General features: G+C 41.3%; 17 protein-coding genes. 11 read left to right on the forward strand and 6 right to left on the reverse strand.

All coding sequences use genetic code 11. The annotated features are described in order from the left end of the window. Positions 1–2: 2 nt before the first annotated feature. The 3 genes from EHS15_RS06550 to EHS15_RS06560 are packed head-to-tail and all read right to left on the reverse strand — an operon-like array spanning position 3 to position 2,009. A complete protein-coding gene (locus tag EHS15_RS06550; RefSeq protein WP_135759758.1) occupies positions 3–971 on the reverse strand; it encodes a KpsF/GutQ family sugar-phosphate isomerase in 969 nt (322 codons plus the stop codon). Continuing rightward, positions 968–1,507, reverse strand: coding sequence for a UpxY family transcription antiterminator (locus EHS15_RS06555; protein ID WP_135759759.1), 540 nt, complete (start codon positions 1,505–1,507; stop codon positions 968–970). The genes EHS15_RS06550 and EHS15_RS06555 overlap by 4 nt, the downstream gene beginning before the upstream one ends. After that, positions 1,494–2,009 carry an LIC_10042 family TonB-like protein gene (locus tag EHS15_RS06560; RefSeq protein WP_135759760.1) on the reverse strand — a complete coding sequence of 172 codons (516 nt, stop codon included), beginning with the start codon at positions 2,007–2,009 and terminating at the stop codon, positions 1,494–1,496. The genes EHS15_RS06555 and EHS15_RS06560 overlap by 14 nt, the downstream gene beginning before the upstream one ends. 74 nt (positions 2,010–2,083) lie before the next feature. On the opposite strand from EHS15_RS06560, the gene aroC reads away from it, so the two are divergent. The 8 genes from aroC to EHS15_RS06600 all read left to right on the forward strand — a co-directional run bounded on the left by aroC (position 2,084) and on the right by EHS15_RS06600 (position 10,981). After that, positions 2,084–3,220, forward strand: a complete 1,137-nt coding sequence (gene aroC / locus EHS15_RS06565; RefSeq protein ID WP_135759761.1) for a chorismate synthase — start codon at positions 2,084–2,086, stop codon at positions 3,218–3,220. A gap of 13 nt (positions 3,221–3,233) precedes the next feature. Next, a complete protein-coding gene (locus tag EHS15_RS06570) occupies positions 3,234–3,968 on the forward strand; it encodes a response regulator transcription factor (protein WP_135759762.1) in 735 nt (244 codons plus the stop codon). A 54-nt stretch (positions 3,969–4,022) separates the two neighbouring features. Then, positions 4,023–5,474, forward strand: a complete 1,452-nt coding sequence (locus tag EHS15_RS06575; RefSeq protein ID WP_135759763.1) for an NADH-quinone oxidoreductase subunit G — start codon at positions 4,023–4,025, stop codon at positions 5,472–5,474. Continuing rightward, the gene (locus EHS15_RS06580) at positions 5,461–5,988 is read left to right on the forward strand and encodes a NuoI/complex I 23 kDa subunit family protein (protein ID WP_135759764.1); all 528 of its coding nucleotides are present in this window, start codon (positions 5,461–5,463) and stop codon (positions 5,986–5,988) included. Before EHS15_RS06575 ends, EHS15_RS06580 begins: the two co-directional genes overlap by 14 nt. 69 nt (positions 5,989–6,057) lie before the next feature. Then, the gene (locus tag EHS15_RS06585) at positions 6,058–7,044 is read left to right on the forward strand and encodes a hypothetical protein (protein ID WP_246051922.1); all 987 of its coding nucleotides are present in this window, start codon (positions 6,058–6,060) and stop codon (positions 7,042–7,044) included. A gap of 69 nt (positions 7,045–7,113) precedes the next feature. Further along, the gene (locus EHS15_RS06590) at positions 7,114–8,331 is read left to right on the forward strand and encodes an acetyl-CoA C-acetyltransferase (RefSeq protein WP_135759765.1); all 1,218 of its coding nucleotides are present in this window, start codon (positions 7,114–7,116) and stop codon (positions 8,329–8,331) included. A 159-nt stretch (positions 8,332–8,490) separates the two neighbouring features. Beyond that, positions 8,491–8,826, forward strand: a complete 336-nt coding sequence (locus EHS15_RS06595; RefSeq protein ID WP_135759766.1) for a Zn-ribbon domain-containing OB-fold protein — start codon at positions 8,491–8,493, stop codon at positions 8,824–8,826. A gap of 211 nt (positions 8,827–9,037) precedes the next feature. Then, positions 9,038–10,981, forward strand: a complete 1,944-nt coding sequence (locus EHS15_RS06600) for a fibronectin type III domain-containing protein (protein WP_167884174.1) — start codon at positions 9,038–9,040, stop codon at positions 10,979–10,981. A gap of 4 nt (positions 10,982–10,985) precedes the next feature. Here EHS15_RS06600 and EHS15_RS06605 read toward each other — a convergent pair whose 3' ends face one another. The 3 genes from EHS15_RS06605 to EHS15_RS06615 all read right to left on the reverse strand — a co-directional run bounded on the left by EHS15_RS06605 (position 10,986) and on the right by EHS15_RS06615 (position 17,098). Beyond that, positions 10,986–12,476 carry a hypothetical protein gene (locus EHS15_RS06605; RefSeq protein WP_135759768.1) on the reverse strand — a complete coding sequence of 497 codons (1,491 nt, stop codon included), beginning with the start codon at positions 12,474–12,476 and terminating at the stop codon, positions 10,986–10,988. Positions 12,477–12,923: 447 nt separating this feature from the next. After that, a complete protein-coding gene (locus tag EHS15_RS06610; protein WP_135759769.1) occupies positions 12,924–14,546 on the reverse strand; it encodes an alpha-glucosidase in 1,623 nt (540 codons plus the stop codon). Positions 14,547–14,548: 2 nt separating this feature from the next. Continuing rightward, positions 14,549–17,098, reverse strand: coding sequence for a [protein-PII] uridylyltransferase family protein (locus EHS15_RS06615; RefSeq protein ID WP_135759770.1), 2,550 nt, complete (start codon positions 17,096–17,098; stop codon positions 14,549–14,551). A 45-nt stretch (positions 17,099–17,143) separates the two neighbouring features. Here EHS15_RS06615 and EHS15_RS06620 point away from each other — a divergent pair, with 45 nt between their 5' ends. Genes EHS15_RS06620 through EHS15_RS06630 form a run of 3 tightly spaced genes read left to right on the forward strand, consistent with a single transcriptional unit; the run spans position 17,144 to position 19,720 of the window. Next, positions 17,144–17,629, forward strand: coding sequence for a hypothetical protein (locus EHS15_RS06620; protein WP_135759771.1), 486 nt, complete (start codon positions 17,144–17,146; stop codon positions 17,627–17,629). Then, positions 17,626–18,795, forward strand: coding sequence for a glycoside hydrolase family 172 protein (locus EHS15_RS06625; protein WP_135759772.1), 1,170 nt, complete (start codon positions 17,626–17,628; stop codon positions 18,793–18,795). Before EHS15_RS06620 ends, EHS15_RS06625 begins: the two co-directional genes overlap by 4 nt. Continuing rightward, the gene (locus tag EHS15_RS06630; RefSeq protein ID WP_135759773.1) at positions 18,788–19,720 is read left to right on the forward strand and encodes a sensor domain-containing diguanylate cyclase; all 933 of its coding nucleotides are present in this window, start codon (positions 18,788–18,790) and stop codon (positions 19,718–19,720) included. Before EHS15_RS06625 ends, EHS15_RS06630 begins: the two co-directional genes overlap by 8 nt. Positions 19,721–19,911: the final 191 nt, after the last annotated feature.

The following is a 19,911-nucleotide window of genomic DNA, read 5'->3' on the forward strand; positions in this document are numbered from 1 at the left end:
GTTTATAATCCTTTTTGAAGCAAATCGTGAAGGGAAACCATACCCACAAACAGACGTTCCGCCGTAACGACAGGAGCCACTGAGATGGGTCTTTCCCTATTTTCCATTTTTATTAGTACGTCATAAGCCTTTTCTTCGGGAAGGAAGAAGGAAGGATTCGGATTCATCATATCCGTTGCTTTTACGGATTCGTTGATCTTTTTACCTGTAAGGGCCTTTCTGATATCGAAGTCGGTGATGAGGCCGACTAATTTTCCGGAATCATCGGTGACTCCCGTGGCACCGATTCCTTTGGATGTGATTTCCTTTAGGATTTCATCCAATCCTGCCGTTGCTTTTACGACTGCGTTTCTATTTTCTTTACGCATTACATCGGATATATGAAGAGAAAGTCTTTTTCCCAGTCTTCCCGCAGGATGATAAAGTGCAAAGTCGTCCGCTTGGAAATTTTTTAATTCCATAAGTGCCATTGCAATCGCATCACCTAGCATAAGTGCTATGGTTGTGGAGGAAGTCGGAGCCAGATCCAAACGACAGGCTTCTTTTAAGATAGGAGTGATGATGACGATGTCGGAAAGTTCTGCGAGTTTCGATTTTGAGTTCGCAGTGATCCCTACGATTTTCGCTCCGATTCGTTTCAAAGTCGGAAGGATGTAGTTCAGCTCTTCGGATTCCCCGCTTTTTCCGATGGCAAGTACCACATCATCTGCGCTTACGATTCCGGAATCCCCATGGGATGCATCCGTTGGATGAAGGAAATAGGCAGAGGTTCCCGTGGAAGAAAGAGTATGGGATATTTTTTTAGCGATATCTCCCGATTTTCCCACTCCGGTCACAATCACCTTTCCTTTGCTTTTTAGGATGAGTTCCACGCAGGCGGCGATGTTCGGATCTAAGTTTTCTTTAAAATGAATAGCAGAAGAGATTTCATCATCTAGTGCTTGTTTAACGATACTCATTATATCTTTCATTTTTGAATTTCCTCCCAATCTATCTCTTCTATATTTACTTCGTAGGTAGCCACTTGATTTAACATGGGGAACCTCAATATGACAGTTACTTTGTTTTTCCTTTTTTCGATTTCCAAAACTTTACCCACCAATGGGCCGGAAATCACTTTCACAAACTTGCCTTTTTGCAGGGCTTCCTCTTGCCTGATCTCGAAACTTTCACTGTGATTGGTGAGTCCTTCCTGCAGTCCGAATAATATCGTTTCATCCACGATGGCAGGTTTGCCTTTTTCGAAAACAAAATGGTGGGCTCCGGGAAGTTGGAGAACGTTCACCCTTTCCTGCCAAAATAAAATTTTGACAAAAATGTAGGATTGAAAACAAGGAAGTTCCACAGTTTTGATGCGGTCACTCCATTTCTGCTTTTTGGAAACAAGAGGAAGGTAGTGTTCTATTTTATACTTTTTGAATAAACGGGAAAGTTTTTTCTCCGCCCTGGGATTCGTATAAACTACGAACCAGTGTCTTTCTGAATGGATTGGATCATTCCCTTGCATGAATACGAAACCGGATGGGCAGAACTATCTCTTTCCCTCGGGATGATTTGAAATTCCAATTCTGAATTTGTTTGCGAAATTGATCTTCAAAAACATTGTAACGGCAGGGAACCAAGACCACCACCTTCTCAATGTCTCCATTTTCTGCAACAGTAACTCGAAAAGAGCAGTCATCTTCTAATCTCTGTTCTAAAGCCAACAGGGGGTAGGATAAGGTATTACGAAAACTTTGGATTTCTTCCTCAGTATCTTTGGTTCCTTCCCGGTCGGATGTTTCCTGAAACTGGGAGGATGTTTTACCTGTTCCCAAAAGGGGAACCGGAGAATTCGAAAACATCCGGAGGGCACTTCCTTGGGTTAGGTGGATTTTTTCCGACAGGGACTCTGTATCGGATGAATAGTAAAATAGAAATAATAAGGAAAGATGGAAGGAAAGAGAAAGAAGCCAAATGCGGCTGAAGGTTTTCGTCGTTTTTTCCAGAAATAGAGTCAGTCTTTGCAAATGAGTCCTTCCGCCCTTTTATAGAGAAAAACTTTATTGGATAGATTGCAATCCTCATTTTCAATGGTATCTATATGCCTTCTACATGGGGAAAGATTTTTAAAGTCTCCACTTACGGAGAATCACACGGTGTATCTGTCGGAGTTATCGTGGACGGGGTGCCTGCAGGTATTCCTTTTCCGCAGGAAGAAATCCAAAAGGATCTCACTCGCCGCAGGCCCGGTCAAAACGACCTCACTACTCCCAGAGATGAGGACGATTTAGTCATTGTAGAGTCGGGAGTCTTCCAGGGAAAAACAACCGGAAGTCCGATTCTTATGAAAGTTAACAATAAGAATACGATCGGAAGCGATTATGACGAAATGGCCCATGTCTTTCGTCCTTCTCATGCAGATTATACTTATTCCGAAAAATATGGACATAGAGCCCACGTAGGAGGAGGTCGATCCTCCGTTCGGGAAACCATCGGAAGAGTCGCTGCTGCGGGACTTGCGCGTGTTATATTAGAAAGAGAATTGGGAATTCAAACAGTTGCTTGGGTGGATTCCGTGGGAGAGATCGATTCCCGAATCGAAGAAAACGAATATCCGTTAAGCAGAGATTATGTGGATCAGTTTCCCACCAGATGCCCTAAAAAATCTTCGAATGACGAAATGGAAACTTTGATCCGAAAGCTCAGAGACGAAGGCGATTCCGTAGGAGGGATCGTAAAAGCAGTGGTGAAAAATCTTCCCCCCGGACTAGGAGATCCTGTTTACGATAAACTGGATGCGGATCTTGCGAAGGCTCTTTTGTCCATCTCCGCCTGCAAAGGATTCGAGGTGGGCTCCGGTTTTCAAGGTACGAGACAAACCGGAAGTAGACATAATGACGAATTTTATATCGAAGATGGTACAGGAAAAGTAAAAACAAGAACAAATCGTTCGGGAGGAATCCAAGGAGGAATTTCGAACGGGATGGATTTAGTTGTAAGGGCAGCCTTCAAACCTACGTCTACTATTAAAAAAGAACAGAAAACGGTGAACGATTCGAACCAAGAAACTGTCTTAAAAGCTAAAGGTAGACATGACCCCTGTGTTTTGCCTAGAGCTGTGCCGATAGTAGAAGCAGTAATCAATCTGGTGTTAGTAGATGCTTATTTTTACCAAAGAGCCCTGCAGCCGAAGTGGTTTTTGAAATACGCAAATTTGGAATCGATCCCTAATCAATAAGAAGTATTGAATTATGAAAAAGGTTTATAAAGTTTTGCTCGCAGAAGATGACGATAGTTCTGCGAAACTGCTCATCCATACTTTGGAAAGATACAATTTTTCCGTTACGCATGTTACGGACGGAATGGCGGCTCTTACCAAAATCAGAAGCAACACTTTCGATTTGGTCATCAGCGACATAATGATGCCTTATCTGGATGGGCTTGCCTTTTTGGAGAAAGCGAAAGATTTTATAAAAAGCACTCCTGTGATTATGCTTACTTCCGTAGGGGAAAAAGATCAAATCCTAAGAGCGGCATACAGTAAAGTCAGCGGTTACCTTTTGAAACCGATCTCTACTACTTCTCTTATGGAAAAAATCCAATCCGTTCTTCATCTGACTCCCGACATGATCATAGATAAAAAAGGTTTATCACTGACTGTAAAAGTGACGGAACTTTCTATCTCGGAAGCATTGATGGAGGTTTCCGGTTGCCCTCCTAAAAAAGGAGCCGATGAGATCTATGATAAGTTTCATCATTTTTTGGCAGGACGAGGTACTTTCAGCAATTTGAGAATGAATCTCGATACGAACTTCTTCTATGAAGGAAATGCGCTTCAGATCTTAGATGATTTGATCGGAAAAATAGTAAAAAGCACAAATATTCGCACTTCATCTATCTTTATCGATTCCGGTTTCTTCAAAGAAACAGTGATCGATTTGGCAAAATATTCTTATCTGGATCATGCGAACATTATTTCCAAATGAAGGTTTGACAAAATAGATAAGCGAGTTCTAATCAAACGATAGGGGGCTCGCTCTTTGGTAAAGATAAAGATTGATGGTGTCGAGTTCGAAGTCGACGAGAAGAAAAATCTAATAGATGCCGCAAAAGATGTCGGCGTAGAAATCCCTTATTTTTGTTATCATCCTGCACTTAGCATTGTGGGTATGTGCCGCATGTGTTTGATTGAGATCGAAGGAGTTCCTCGTCTCCAAGCCGCATGTAACACTCCCGTAAAAGAAGGAATGGGAATCATCACTAAGTCGGACAGAGTGAAAGAAGCTCGTGCCGGTACGATGGAGTTCCTTCTCGCAAATCACCCGTTAGACTGTCCTGTTTGTGATAAAGCAGGCGAATGTAAACTTCAAGATAACGCTTTCGGTTCCGGACAAGGTCATTCCCGTTTCGAGTTTCATAAAAGAAATGTTCCTCAGGAAGAGATAGGAACCAATCTCATCATCAATCACAACCGTTGCATCGTTTGTTATCGTTGTGTTCGTTTCGAAGAGGAAAAGGTGGGAGAATCCAACCTCGGTTTGTTTGAAAGAGGAAATCATTCCCTCATCGGTCTGGCAAACAACGAACCGATCCAACACAATTACCAGGGAGCCTTGGCGGATATCTGTCCTGTGGGCGCTCTTCTCAACAATAAGACATTATTCAAATCCAGAGTTTGGTGGTATAAATCTCATTCTTCCGTTTGTCACGGTTGCTCCACAGGTTGCAATGTAACAACGAATGTGCGGGACAATAAAATGTATCGTTATATGGTGAAAGAAAATTATGAAAAAGGAATGTTCTTTCTCTGTGATAAAGGCCGATTCGATTTGGATTGGATGAACGAGAACAGACTTATGACCTATATGGAAAACGGTTCTCCTTCCGCTTCTACGGAAGTGATCCCTAAAATCGTTTCTTCTCTTCGCGGTGCGAAGGGAATCGCAGTTTTGGGAGGAGCTCATGAATCCAATGAAAATATTTCCAAAATCAAAGACTCGATTTCTTCCTTAGGACAAGAGTTAGGTGGCAAAACCTTCTTATTCGAATCCAGGGTGACTGACGCGCAGTACAAAGAAACCGAACAAGTGGATTTCCTTCTTACCAAAGACCAACACCCGAATACGAAAGGTGCCGTCGATGCGGGAGCTACCACATCCGAAGGAATCAGCGGTCTGCTTTCTCAAATTCAATCCGGAAAAATCGATTTGGTATTCGTTTTGAAAGAGGAAATCCCGGAAGGTCTTTTGGGAAAAGTAACAGTAGTTCAACTGGATACGAACATCACTCTATCCGCAAAAAATGCGAACTTCGCCGTTCCGATTCAGATCTTTGCGGAACAAGAAGGAAGTTTCACCAACAAAAACGGACTCAAACAAAACTTCGAAAAATCGATGTCTGCTCCGAAAGGACTTCTTTCATCCGCAGAGTTTTTCGAAAGACTTGTAACATCTATTCGTACGAAAGAGGAGGCAGTCCTTGGCAACCGTTAATGTAGTCAATGTAGCGAAGCGGCACCAATTCTCTTGGTATGAGAAATTTTATTTTTGGTCGATCGGAAAAGGTCTTTGGATCACTCTCAAACATTTTGTGAAGGTGGCCTTCTTCAATCGCCAAGTCACCATCGAGTATCCTGAGAAAAAACGCCAATATTCCACTCGTTTCCGAGGAATGCATTCCATGAAGAGGGACGAACAAGGAAGAGAAAGATGCACTGCTTGTTTCTGCTGTATGTGGATCTGTCCTGCGAATGCGATTCATATCCAAGCGGCGGAAGTTCCTGCGGACAGACAACATCTGCATCCGGAAGATAAATACGCTCAAAAATTCGAAATCGATCTACTTCGTTGCATCTTCTGCGGGTTATGCGAAGAAGCTTGTCCTAAGGGCGCTATTTATTTGGATGGAACCGGAGAGATGGCCGCAGACAACAGGGAAGATCTATTTCTCACAAAAGAAAGAATGATGGAAAAACAAGGCGGTCCGATTTTAGGTCAAAGGGTATAACCCGATAGATCTATTTTCTTTGGAAAAGAATCGGTGTTTTTGTTTCGTTATTTTCTTTTTCCTTCCTTAATTGCCTTCCTAGTTTTCTTTTTCGCTTTTCCTTTGGCCGATGCGAATTGGGCCAAAGGAACCATCATAGAAGAAGAGGAAGATGAAAAACGTCTTTCGGAAAACCATGCGATCGAAAAACTTCGATTCGGTTTAGCCAACCATATTCATTATTACAAAGTCAAAAAAACAAAGAATACCGTCGTAGAACAAAGGTCAGGTCGAAGAAGACTTTACGACCATAATCTAATCCTGCGTTCCATCTTTCGAAATAAATTGATTCATAAAACGTACGGTTCTTTGGGAAATCTCTTCGAAGGAGCCGTATTCATCGATTTCGGAAGTGCGATTCTTTACGAAGAAGGTGCTGTGACCGTCCGCGATCTGTATGAAGATCAACTTTTGATCGGCCACTTAAGCAAGTTAGTTGCCACAGACATCAACGATACTTCCTTTGATCATACCCGTTATATAGAAATTCACATGAATGAAAGAGAACCTTTCCCTTTTTCTTTCAATGAAATTCCAGTTTTAATCGACGATCCTGAGTTCATCCGCATACTAACAAGAGTTTATGCTAAAAATGAATTTACCCCGCTAATCTTTCGTTCCACGAATTCAGGCCCGGATTTATTCTATACCGTCGAAGAGATGAAGGAACATTTTTCCTCCATTTTGGAAGCCAATCCCAATCGAAACATTCTCTACTTTTTCAATCGCTTCATTTTCTTCCGATCCGTATGCAGCGACCGATTCCAACTCATTGGAACGATTGATGAACGAATTGGAGTGAACCATAGCTTCAGTGCCTGGAGGTATGTGGACTGGGACAAAAGGGGATTTGAAGATGCGTTTCATCCCAATCTTAGGTATGTCCGCATGGTGGAAGAGTCCAGATTGGCACTGGGAGATAGGATGGATGCCTATTTTATGAACCAATCCTGCAATTTTGGCAGGGGTTTGCGGTTTTATGGCAACAAATTCAAGAAATCTATTACAAAATCGTGATTTTTTCTTTCCAGGGGAGCGGAACCTTGTACGTTTTTCCTAAGTCAATACCCAGAGAGAGGTAAACCCATGGGGAACTCATATATCGTCGATGCCGTTAGAACGCCTCGAGGAAAAGGGAAAAAAAGAGGGACGCTTGCGAGTGTTCACCCTCAAGAACTTTCCGCCGCTACATTAAAAGCAATCCAAGAAAGAAACGGAGTAGATCCGAAAGCTGTTGAAGAAGTCGTATTAGGTTGCGTTTCGCAGGTAGCGGACCAAGCTGCTTGTATCGCTCGTTATGCTGTAATGGCTGCTCATTGGCCGAAAGAAGTTCCAGGTTACACTGTGAATCGTTTCTGCGGTTCCGGCCTCCAAGCTTTGAACAACGTTGCAAACCACGTTGCTTCCGGAGCGATGGATTTGGCTGTAGGCGGCGGAGTTGAATCCATGAGCCGTGTAAAAATGGGCGACGATATGGTCGGTCTTGATTTCAGCATCGGAAATGAAAAAATTGCAAGCCATTACAATTTGGTTCCTCAAGGAATTTCAGCGGATTTAATCGCTACTAAGTATGATATTTCCAGAGAAGAGGCGGATCGTTTCGCTGAATCTTCTCAAATCAAAGCAAATAATGCAGTTAAAAACGGATATTTCAAAAAATCAATCGTACCAATTAAGTTAGATGACGGAACAATTGTTACCGAAGAGGAAAACCCTCGTATCGAATCCGATTATGCTTTCCTTTCCGGTCTTGGTCCGGTATTTAAAACAATCGGTGAAAAAGAGTTAGATGCGATTGCACTTAGATCTTACCCTGAAATCAAAAAAATCAATCACATCCATACTTTAGGAAACTCTTCCGGTATCGTTGACGGTGCAGCTGCTTTGCTTGTTGCGAACGATGACGGTCTTAAAAAATACGGTTTGAAGCCTAGAGCTAAAATTCTAGCGACTGTAGCTACCGGTGAAGATCCTACGATCATGTTGACTGGTCCTGTTTCCGCTTCTCAAAAAGCTTTGAAGGCTGCCGGTCTTTCCGTAAACGACATCGACCTTTGGGAAATCAACGAAGCATTCGCATCCGTAGTTCTTTATGTGAAAAAAACACTGGGAATCGACGAAGCGAAAATCAATGTGAACGGTGGAGCTATGGCTTTGGGTCACCCGCTCGGAGCGACAGGAGCGATTCTCACTGGTACTGTGTTAGACGAACTTGAAAGAAGAGATCTTAAATACGGTTTGATCACTCTTTGTATCGGTGGCGGTATGGGAATCGCTACGATCATCGAAAGATTGAAAAACTAGTTTATTCTCCGCTTTGTTTTTTCAAACAAAGCGTTTTCAAAATTCCGTGTTTAGATTTTCTATCGAACGCGGATTCAATTTCCGGGTTTCTTCACAAAACCCGGATTTTGAAAATGTCCTCCAATATTTCTTTTCCCGCTTTGATTCAATGAGGTTTATATGACTGCAATTTCCGGCTTCCATGGTTTCCATTGCAAAGACTGCGACTTAAAAATCGCCGAATCCATGTTTGCTTGTCCGAGTTGCGGCAGTGACCGAATAGAAACCATTTTTTTAAAGGAACAGGGTAAGGTTTATACCTTTACCGTAGTTCATGTCGGTTTCGGGCACATGGCAGGAAAAACTCCTTACGTTTTGGCGATTGTGGAAACGGAAGAGAATGTCAAACTCACTACGGTTCTGGAAGATGCGGACGTAAACCAAATCGCTATCGGAAACAAAGTTAAGTTTAAACGAAACGATGATAAAATCGGTCCCGTGTTTCAGCCCGCTTAGAAATTTCTTTACTGCTCTCGTACTTTCCCGCAATCAACGATCGTTCTACTTTATTGTGACATAATCTCACAATGTGATGATTGTTCTTTTTCTTATATAGGTTTTTAATTTATAGAAATCGAAAAGAATATAACGATAATCTAAAAGAACATATTTGTTGCATTTTTTCCACAACAAGTCAATATATTATTCCCTGATGAAGATCTATACTATGAAAAGAAAAAGCCTGCTTATTTTTTTATTTTCTTTTTTTAGCATTTATGAATGTAATCCGGAACTGGGCAAGGTAGTCACCGAAACTCTTTCGGATGCTGTTTTTTTATCCTGTTTGACAGGGCAAACTTCTAAATGTGAAACAAGCACTCTATCCGTTGTTTCCATTACGCCTGACAACGGATCGGCGAATATTTCCTCATCTCCCACAATTAAAATTATTTTTAATCAAACGGTAGTTTTGGATTCCGTTTCCATTCAATCTTCTTCAGGAGTTTGTTCCGGGTCCGTTCAAATCAGTAAGGACGATTTTTCAACTTGTGCAGGACTTACTTCAAACCAAGATTCATCTTCTTCCGAATATTCATTTTCTACTTCTCCTAGTTTAGTGCTAAATGCGACTTATAAAGTGAAAGTGACAACGGCAGTAAAAACTCTCTATGGTAAAACGCTGTCTCAGGATTACGTTCAGAAAGATGGTTTCAGCACTTCCAGTATTGTGGATACCACTCCACCTACAATAGGTTCTGCCATTAATTTTTCAGGAATCAATGTCACGTCTTTGAATGTGAATTGGGGAGCAGGGACAGATGACATCACCGCACTTGCCAATCTTCAATATAAAGTCGTAAAAGATGATACTAGTTCCGCAAATATCTCTACAATCGTTCTTGCCGAAACAAAAACAGGTGCAGATTTGTTAATGGACTGGACTGCAAATGTGACTACTTTTGCAGTAACAGGGCTATCTCCTTCTACTAACTACCATTTTGTGGTTTTAGTGAGAGATGCTGCTCATAATAAAGCCATATATGTTGTAAGTTCTCAAACTACGACAAATGACGTAACCTCTCCAACTGTAGGAACGGGTATCACTTTTTCTTCCGTCGCAGATACTTCTATGACTGTCAATTGGGGACAAGCAACTGATGACGCAACAGGCAGTGCATCTCTTCAATATAAATTAGTGAAAGATAATACTTCCACTGCCAATATAAATACCATTGCCGCGGCAAATGCAAAAGCTGGCGCGGATTTATTGATGGACTGGGCTGCGAATACATTGACCTACAATGTGACGGCTCTATCGCCGTCCTCTTCTTATCATTTTGCAGTATTAGTAAAGGACAGCGCTGGCAACATATCTCTTTACACTCCAGCCACCCAAGCTACCAGCGCAGATGTAATTGCTCCTAGTTTTGCGGGAGTTACTACTGCGACTCCAAATGGAGGAACCTTTGTCACTTTAAACTGGACTGCTGGAAGTGATAATGTGACTATTCCTGCGAATTTGGTGTATGATATATGCGTTTCTACTTCTTCGGGAACTTGCCAAACTACTTTTACGGTCAATTCTACAAGTACTGCAGGTGCGACCTCGCATACTGTCTCTTCTTTGACACCTAATACAAGTTATTATTTTTTAGTGAGGGCTAGAGACCAAGCTGGGAATCGGGATGGAAATACTACTGAACGTTCCGCTACTACCCCAGTCGAAAATATTTATACAAATATCTCTTTTACGAATATTTTAGCCGATGGTTGGAGTATTTGTATGCAGGAGGATTATTCTGCCCCTTTAAATCTATCGTCTATTTTTGCTTCATGTACACAAACCAATCTAATGCTTGCTTGTCGACTTACTGGCGATTCAACTGTAATTCTTGCCGCTTATGGAGCTACATCGGATGTTACATTCGATACTGGAGTAAATTCAAATGTAGTTCACTCTGCGGGAGGAGTGAATTGGTATTTCAATGCATCTCAAGCCTGGGGCTTTACTTTGGGAAGTGAGCCGGTAAATAAAAATAGTTGTGATATTGAAACTTCCGTTCCTGAAAAAAGACTTTGTTGGCATGCTGCAAGTTCCGGTTGGAGATGCGGTGCTGCCACTGGTCTTTCAGGAAACAACTACGAACGTTTGATCCTCCAAAAGAATTAAAATTTCATTCCAGTCTCGAAAAACGATCCGGAGTCATAGTTCCTGTCCAGAAGTTAGCTTGTAATTGGAGATAGGCTACATTGTCGTTGATATCGACAGCTTCTCCCGTAATAGAATTTTTTTTGAGCTTATCATGAAAGGCCTGATAAAAAATCTGTGCTTTAAATACATGTTTGTCCCCGAATAAGTTCAAACCTACCCAGTAAGATCTATACGATTCTCCTGGTTCCAAACTTTTATCCCAGTTAAAATCTCCCTGTAAAAAATCGTATCGGGCGATAGGCATGACAAACGTACCGCCTCCCATCGGAAGCACATAACCTAGAGTAAACGAATATCCTTTTAGATCTTGAGGAGCGGCTGATCCGCTAAATACGGAATAAGCCCCACTGCTATAAAAACCATGAGAAGTGAATGTATAGTCGTATGTATGGCCGATCACTCCTAATTTGGGACGGCCAGGAGTCGTTTTATTGATTCCTTCGTTATAAGAAGCACCTAGTTCTCCTCCGTCTTTAGTGGTTTGATATGCGAGGAGATTTGGCTGTGTGTATCCTGCAGGATAATAATCGGGGTTAAGTGGAGAAGGAACTTTTACGTTTGCCATGCTTGCAAATGCGGTTCCTATAGAAAGTTTGGTATCTTTTTGAAAGATTTCTTCTCCTTCGATCCATCCTAAATCCTTTCCGTCTTTTTCCAATCCGCCAAAAGGGTTCCATTGGATCCTTCCGTAATATGCGGGAGTAAGTAACTTCGGAGCATTGGGCCTTTCTTCTGCAAGATCGATCCTTCTACCATAGCCGTAATCTCCCGGACCTCCGTGGCCGTTTCCTACCATAAAACTTCCGGTTAATAACTTTTCCCATTTATCACTGAAAGGTTTTAAAAGATGTGAAGTCAACATGACTCCAGTATCGAATTGAGGAAGAACTAAAGTCGACATGGATCTTTCTATGTTCGTAAGGTTTGCAGAGGTCATAATGTACTCTCTTTGAAACGGAACGTGCCCTGCACCGAAGGTTAACCTCGATTTCATGAAAGGAATATTCAACCAAATCGCTGCTTCTTGGATCAATCCTCTTGCATTTGCAAGAGAGACATCTTGCACATTGCCTGTAGCAGGATCTTTTTTAGTTTTTAGATAAATACTACTGATTGCATTTTCTAACCTAAGATTTGCTAAACCACCCCACCATTTATTCCCTTCGTAAATAAAGCCGAGTCGAAGTCTTCGAAAGTGCCAATCCACCGTTTTAAAATCGCTCTTTCCGTTGGAATAAACAGAACCCTCTTCTCCACTGATACCTCTAAATTGAATTCTCCCTGCGATTGTAAGTTTTTCATTGCCTATTTCATCAGGACGGTTGGCAAATCCGGTAGCAGGTTCCGGTACCTTTACGGAATAGTTTTGATTTTCTAAAACCATCTTCTTTCTATTCGGGCCGGGAAGCGTATAAACTTGGCCAGTGTTTTCATCGATATAAAGTTCTTTCACTCTTATGGGAGATTGAACTTCAGTCGGTGCCGTTTTTCCATTTTCCTCGGAGTAAATATTAGAAAATGAAAATGTTAAAATATAAAAGAGGAGTGAATAAGTTAATTTCTTATGGTTATTTTTCATTTTGATTACAACTCAAAAAAGAAAGGACGAAAAACCGTCTCTTTTCGCTTTGATGTATCAAAATTAGCCTTTTATTGTTACAAAATGATTACGAAACTGTTACGGGTTTACAGAAACGTTACAAAGGAAATTGGAATGTCACATTCGGGTGAATCGGGCAAAAGGGTGAAAGAAAAAGAATAAAATTTCGAAAAACTAAGAATTCGGTAGGAAAGCCTCCGGGAATGTGATATAGGCAGAAAGGCGGGAAAGCCCACAAGGCCCGCCTCCACCACCCAATTCGGGGTGGGGGCACCCCTTCCCCACCTAACTTCGATTCAATCAATTTCCAAACAAAATCGCTTCGTTCGGGAAAAGGTGCAAAAATCCGTCGTCCATGTCCTGCTTCAGATATGCCGGTCTGGGGGCCGTGCTGAACAGTATGTCTTCCAAGGACCATTTTCTAGGATAAGAAACCTGCACTTCTTCGTTGCTGAAGTTGAGGAATATGTAGGTTTCTTCTTTCCCTTCTTTTCTTTTATAGAACATGACTTTTTTGTCTTTGCTCAGATGGATTTTCAAATTTCCTCTTCGCAGAGATTTTCTTTCCTTACGTAAGGAAATTAATTTTTTATAAGTGTGCCATAAAGAGAATTTATCATCTTTTTGCGCTTCTATGTTTGCCTTTCCCGCATCTTCGTAAAGAGGAAGCCATGCTTTCCCTGTGGTGAATCCGGTTTTTTCGGAAGCATCCCAAGCCATAGGAATTCTTTCCGGATCTCTTCCCGGATGGAACGGCCAATATTTTTTACCGACAGGGTCTTGGATTTGGTTGCGTGGAACTTTTTGTCTCAGCATACCGATCTCTTCTCCGTAATAAAGGAAAGGAGTTCCTCGCAAAGTCAGCATCATAACGGCCGCTAATTTAGCTCTAGGGATCGTTTCTTTTCCTTTCATATAACGTGTGATATGTCTTGGAAAATCGTGATTGGAAAGAGTATAGTTCGGCCAATTGTCTTCTCCCAAAGCGGATTCGAAATCTTTTATGATTTGGAAAAAACTTTCCGCTTTCCAGGGACTGAACAAAAACATGAAATTAAAGGCTAGATGAAGTTCGTCGTTTCTTCCGCAATAAGTCGCAGGAAGAACTACATTACCGGGAAGATCCTGCATGATCTCTCCAACTGACATTCGTTTATCGGGATATGAATCCAAAAGTTTTCTAAGTCTTCTTAGGATTCCGTGCATCTCCGGACGATCCCTGTCGTAGATATGAACTTGTTTATCGTAAGGGCGTGGCCCTTTCATAAAATAAGAAGGATTGTTTCTGAAGAATTCATCTTTGACATAAAGATTCACAACATCCAAACGAAAGCCGTCCACACCTAGATCCAGCCAAAAGCGGATCATTTTGAAGATGGCATCTTCTACTTCAGGATTTCTCCAATTGAGATCTGGTTGTTCTTTTAGGAAGGAATGAAAATAGTATTCTCCGGTTCTTTTATCGTATTCCCATCCCGGTCCGCCGAAAGCGCCTAACCAATTGTTCGGTGGTTTTCCTTGTTCAGGCTCTTTCCAGATGTACCAATCTCTTTTGGTGCTGTTTTTGGAAGATTTGGATTCGATAAACCAAGGATGAAGATGGGAAGTATGATTTACCACAAGATCCATAATGATCTTGATATCTCTTTTATGAGCTTCCTTTAACAATCGTTTGAATGTAGATAAATCTCCGAAAACGGGATCGATTTGTTCATAGTCGGAAATATCATAACCGAAATCGAACATAGGAGAAGGATACACTGGAGACAGCCAGATCGCATCGATCCCTAGGGAATCTTTCGATCCTCCCAAATAGTCCAGTCTTTGGATGATTCCTTCAAGATCACCCACTCCGTCCCCGTCGGAATCTTGAAAACTACGAGGGTAAATTTGGTATATAACCGCTTCTTTCCACCAAGTCATAATTAAAAACTAATTTCGAAAACGCCTTGATTTTGTTTCATTTGGGCGGCTTCTAAAATTTTTTCCTTTATTGAGAATAGAATTTCCGAATTTTCAATTTTGTTGCCGGATTTCGTTTGAATATGGAACGAATCGTACGCAAAATCGGCGCTAGTCGATATCCTTACGAAAATCACATCCAAATCAAAATCTAAAATCGTTTTTAAAATGCGGTAAACAAGTCCGATAGAATCGGGTACTCTGATTTCCAGAACGGAATAGGACTCGGAGATATCGTTGGAAAATTTCACCAATTCTTCCACCATACCTTCCGGGATCTTAGGAGAGGATGACCATATATTTGTGGTCATCGCTACATCTTCTATATTCACTTTTCCTAAAATACATTCTTCGATCATAGATTCAATTTTTTGAATTTGTTCCGCAGCGATTTCTCCGCTTCCGAATTGATCCGTGATTTGCGCCTGGAGAATCAAGTCTCCCGAATGAGTGCGGAACAATCTCATGCCGACTAGATTCAATCCTAGAGAGGAAATGGTTCCGCTGACAAATAATAACAATTGTTTGTTTTGTTTTCCGAAAATGGAAATGGTAACGAAAGCAGGTTCCGCTTCCGAAACGAATCGGAAAGCCGTTTTTGTTTCGTGCCATTCCGCAATATTTACGAAATGTTGGAAGATCCTTCTAGGGGTGTTGTAATTCAGATAAGAGGAAGGTTTGATTTCCGTCGCAAAATGAACTATGGAAGATGCGATGTTCGCTTCCAATCCTTCCTTTTCTATCAGATAATTTTCCAGAGTTTGTTCCACTCTTTCCGTAGAATCGATTCTGTTTTCCGATTTTTCCAGAGCGTGTAAGGTTGATTGGAACAAATAGAACAGAATTTCCTTTTTCCAATTGGTTAGAACGCCTTTGCCAACGGATTTCGTATCAATGATTGTTAGAATATAAAGCAAACGTAATGTATTTTTATCGGAGAACAGTTTAACGAAACTTGCGATCAGGTTCGGATCGTAAATATCTCTTTTGGAGGATAGTTCGGACATAATGATGTGTTCCGCCACCAAAAAGCGAAGCAGTTCCGTATCTTCCTCACTGAAATGAAATCTTTCCGCAACGATCAAAGCTAATTCCGCACCGTACTGACAGTGGTCTCCTTCTTTGACCTTTCCCGCATCGTGAATGAGAATCGCTAATATTAAAATATCCACCTTTTCGCAGGAATTAAACACGGATTGAATCTGTGGATCATCCCAATTTCCTTCGATGAGAATGTCCAGTTCTCTTAATATAAGTAATGTGTGTTCGTCGACTGTGTATTCGTGATGATAACTGAATAAAGGAAAGTTGGAGCAAGCTCCGAATTCGGGGATGAGTTTTCCAAGAATGTTACATTCATGCATCAGGGTGAGCAGTCTGCCGATTTGTTTTTTGTTTTTAATCAAACTCAAGAAGGATTCGATCACATTCCCGTTGTTTTTAAAATCATCGTCTATGAAATTGGAAGCGAAACGAAGATCGTTTAAGACGATTCTAGAAGGTTCCGTTCCTGTCGTTTGACAGTCCAAAAAGAAACGAATCGTATCTTCATAAAGAGTATCCGGATTTGAAAAATCCCATTGAGTCGCCGATTTACTGTTCGAAGATTTTTTATCCAAATACATCCCCAAATAGAAATAAACATCTTTCTGATATTTATAAAACTTGCTCATGAATTTTTCGATCGCTCCCAGTTCCCTTCTGGAACCGAAACCTAAGAACTCTGCCACTTCCGGTTGGGAATTCAGGTCCAATCGATCGTTCTTTCTACCGGATAATATATGTAATGCGGATCTTGTCAGGAGCATAAAATCATAAGCTGTGACAAGAGGGAGACTGTCACCGTTCAGAAAATAATCAAAAACGCCACCATTGCTTTTTCCATGCAACGGATCCGTTTTTTCGATCCAATACATCAACTGAACATCTCTTAAACCCAAAGGATCGTTTTTGATATTCGGTTCGGAAAGTAAAAGAGGATTGTATGAATTGATGATTCTTTCTTTCAGATAGTTCAGTTTCCATTCGTTGAATTCTGAAATTCTTTCTTTGGGGATTTGTTTCAGAAAATCGGTTTCATATTGTTTGAAAAGAGATTCCGATCCTACAAGAAATCTGGCATCTAAAATGGAATGATAGGTTTGGATGTTATCCAGGTATAAAAACGATTCTTCTATAGTTCGGCAGGTATGACCGACTTCTCTTTCATTATTGTAAAGATAATTATTGATCTTTGATATAACTTGAGTTAAATCATCTTGGCTTAAATTTCCGTCATGAAGATACAGAAGATCGATATCGGAATACGGGGAGATCTCCATCCTTCCGTATCCGCCTATGGGAATCAAGGCGATGTGGTCCTGTATAGGGATTTCCTTATCTATGGATTGAAACAGAGAGATCAAAGAGGCATCCACCAAATGACTCAATTGGCGGGTGAATAGTCTTCCCGACTGAATCGTTTTGGCTTTCGGAAAAGTTCTTAGAAGTTTTGCCTTGAGTTCTAGTTTCATACTGCGAATTTTTGGTAAGAAAGAGTGCTAAACGTCAAACTAAACATGAAACCTTGGATTAAAATCACATTTCGTTTCCTTTCCAGTCATCTTTTTTCCTATTTAGTGGTCTCCATTCCTTATTACAATTTGGTGATGAAGGACTATTATGTGGGAGAGAATTCCGTCTTTTCCAAGTTTTTAATTACGGAAGCGAATGTCAGCGAGTGGGCGACTGCGATGAAGCTGCTTTTTCCATTCCAAATCCTGCATGCCCTTTGTTTTGTGGTTCTGCTGCTTCTGGTTTTTGATTGGTTTCAGAAACAAAGTTTTGCGAAGCAATTTTTCTTTCTGTTTTGGATCAAATCCATTTTGGGAGGGATCGCAACCATCGCCCCTTCTCCGGGAACCTTGGAAGGGATTCTTTTTTTCCATCCGATGATTACCGCAAAAATCCATTCTTTGGTCGCTTTGGAAATCCTTGTGCAAGGCGCTTTGACCGCTTTTATTTTTACTCTTTGGAATCGAAAGGTCGACGGCGGCAATCGATGAAGTTTTTCTTTTTTTGTCTGTCTTTGATTTTTTCGTTCATTCCCGTTTTTGCTCAGTCTTGGGAAGATACCATCTGGCAGGAGAAACAATACAAAACGGAACGCATTTCCAGCTATGATAAGTCAGGCGGTAACGACGATTTCATAGTGATTCCCAAACACTCAAAAGTCACGATTGCGGAGATCAAAGGGAAAGGAATCATCAAACATATTTGGTTCACTTTGGCATCCAAAGACCCTATGATTCGCAAAAATACTGTTATACGAATGTATTGGGACAAACATCCTCATTCTTCCGTGGAAGTCCCTTTAGGCGAATTTTTCGGACAAGGTTGGGGAGAAGAATATTTAATGAATTCCGCACTCATTGTTGCGGCTCCCAAAAAAGGAAAGGCAATGAATTCTTACATTCCTATGCCTTTTTCTTCACAGGCAAAGATTGAAATCGAAAACGAATCCGATTCAGACATCTCCAGTTTTTATTTTTACATCGATTACGAATCATGGCCGAAAGATCCTCCTTCTTCTTTGCGGTTTCATGCTCTTTGGAACAGAAGCATCACGGAACCTCAAACCAAATCGGGAAAAGAAAACGAATGGGCATTGCTCGGAGAAACGGAAAAAGCTCCTCACAATACGGACAATCATTTCGTCGTATTAAAGACAGAGGGAAAAGGTCATTTCATCGGACTTAATCTTTATGTGGATTCTCCCACTCCCATGTGGTATGGAGAAGGGGACGATGCAATTTGGATCGATGGAGAAAAATGGCCTCCTCGTTTGCACGGAACCGGAACGGAAGATTTATTCAATACCGCATGGTGTCCGAAAGAAGTTTTTATGCATCCATACTTCGGTTATCCCAGAGTTACAGATTCGATAGGATGGTTAGGAAGAACCCATCTTTATCGATTTTGGCTGGAATCACCTCTCAGTTTTGAAAAAAATTTCCAATTCAACTTAGAGCATGGGCATGCAAATTCCTTGACCCTGGATTTGGTTTCCGTGGCATACTGGTATCAGACATTGAGTCGCGATCCGTTTCCGATTCTTCCAAAAAAGGAGTTTAGGCAGAACCAACCGGAGATAAATTTTCGTCATATCCACCAATGGCGCGACTCTTTTCGAAGTGAAAAAGGTAAGAGGAAAGTTTGGGGCAATGAGTGAAGTTCAATTAGCAAAAATCTCTCAGGAAATCGTGGAAAGATCGATTGATGCGATCGTCGTATTAGACTCGCATAACAAAATCAGTTTGGTCAATCCTGCATTGGAAGAATTAAGCGGATACAAATCCGACGAACTGAGGGAAAAATCTTTCGAGTTTCTTTTTCCTTACGAAAAAAATCCGGGTGAAAATATTCCTTTGAATATAGAGAGTTATGTGGGGAAGGAAGATTCCTTATATATCTCAGGCCATCTGAAAGAAATCGAACTCAATACCAAACCGGGCGGTTCCATTCCTGTGGAAATGCACGCCTTCGAAATCTCTCCTTCGGAAAACGGCACAAAACTTTATGCCACGATCATCCGTGACATTCGGGAAAGAAAAAGACTGGAGGATCAAAAAACTCTTTTGATCAACAGCCTCAAACGTTTGGCTTATATGGATGAGCTGACTTTACTACCGAATAGACGCTCTTTTTTCGATACTCTTCAAAAATCAATAGCAACTGTTAAGCGAAGAAGTAGGGAATACACTCTTGCAGTAATGGATATCGATTTTTTCAAATCGATCAACGATACTTACGGGCACGACATAGGGGACATGGTTCTCAAAAACATTTCCAATATTTTTACGGACTGTCTGAGAGAAGAAGATACCATCGGAAGGATCGGAGGGGAAGAGTTCGGATGCATTTTACCGGACACAAGTACGGAGGGTGCGGAAAAGGTTCTGGAAAGAATTCGTGAATCCGTCAAAGCACATCGCTTTTTTATCTTCGATAATTTTTATCTCAATGTAACAGTGAGCATCGGTTATACGAAAGTCCATCCTATGCAGAAAGCGGAAGAGGTAATCAAGTTCGCAGACATTGCGCTCTATCAGGCAAAAAATTCGGGAAGAGACCAAATTCAGGTGTACCCGATCTAAAAATCCGGCCTATCTTTTCGCTGTCAGAATTTCTTTTTCCTTTCAAGGGATTTGGCTTCGAGCAGGTCAGGCGGGAGTGGGCGGTGCGTTTTACGATCCCAACGGCTCTCCTTTGGATTTAGAAGAGAACCCCGCCATGATCACAAGGATCAAAGGTTCCGCAGGACAGTTCACAATCGCTTTGAATCGAG

Source organism: Leptospira idonii (assembly GCF_004770995.1).
Lineage (GTDB): Bacteria > Spirochaetota > Leptospiria > Leptospirales > Leptospiraceae > Leptospira_A > Leptospira_A idonii.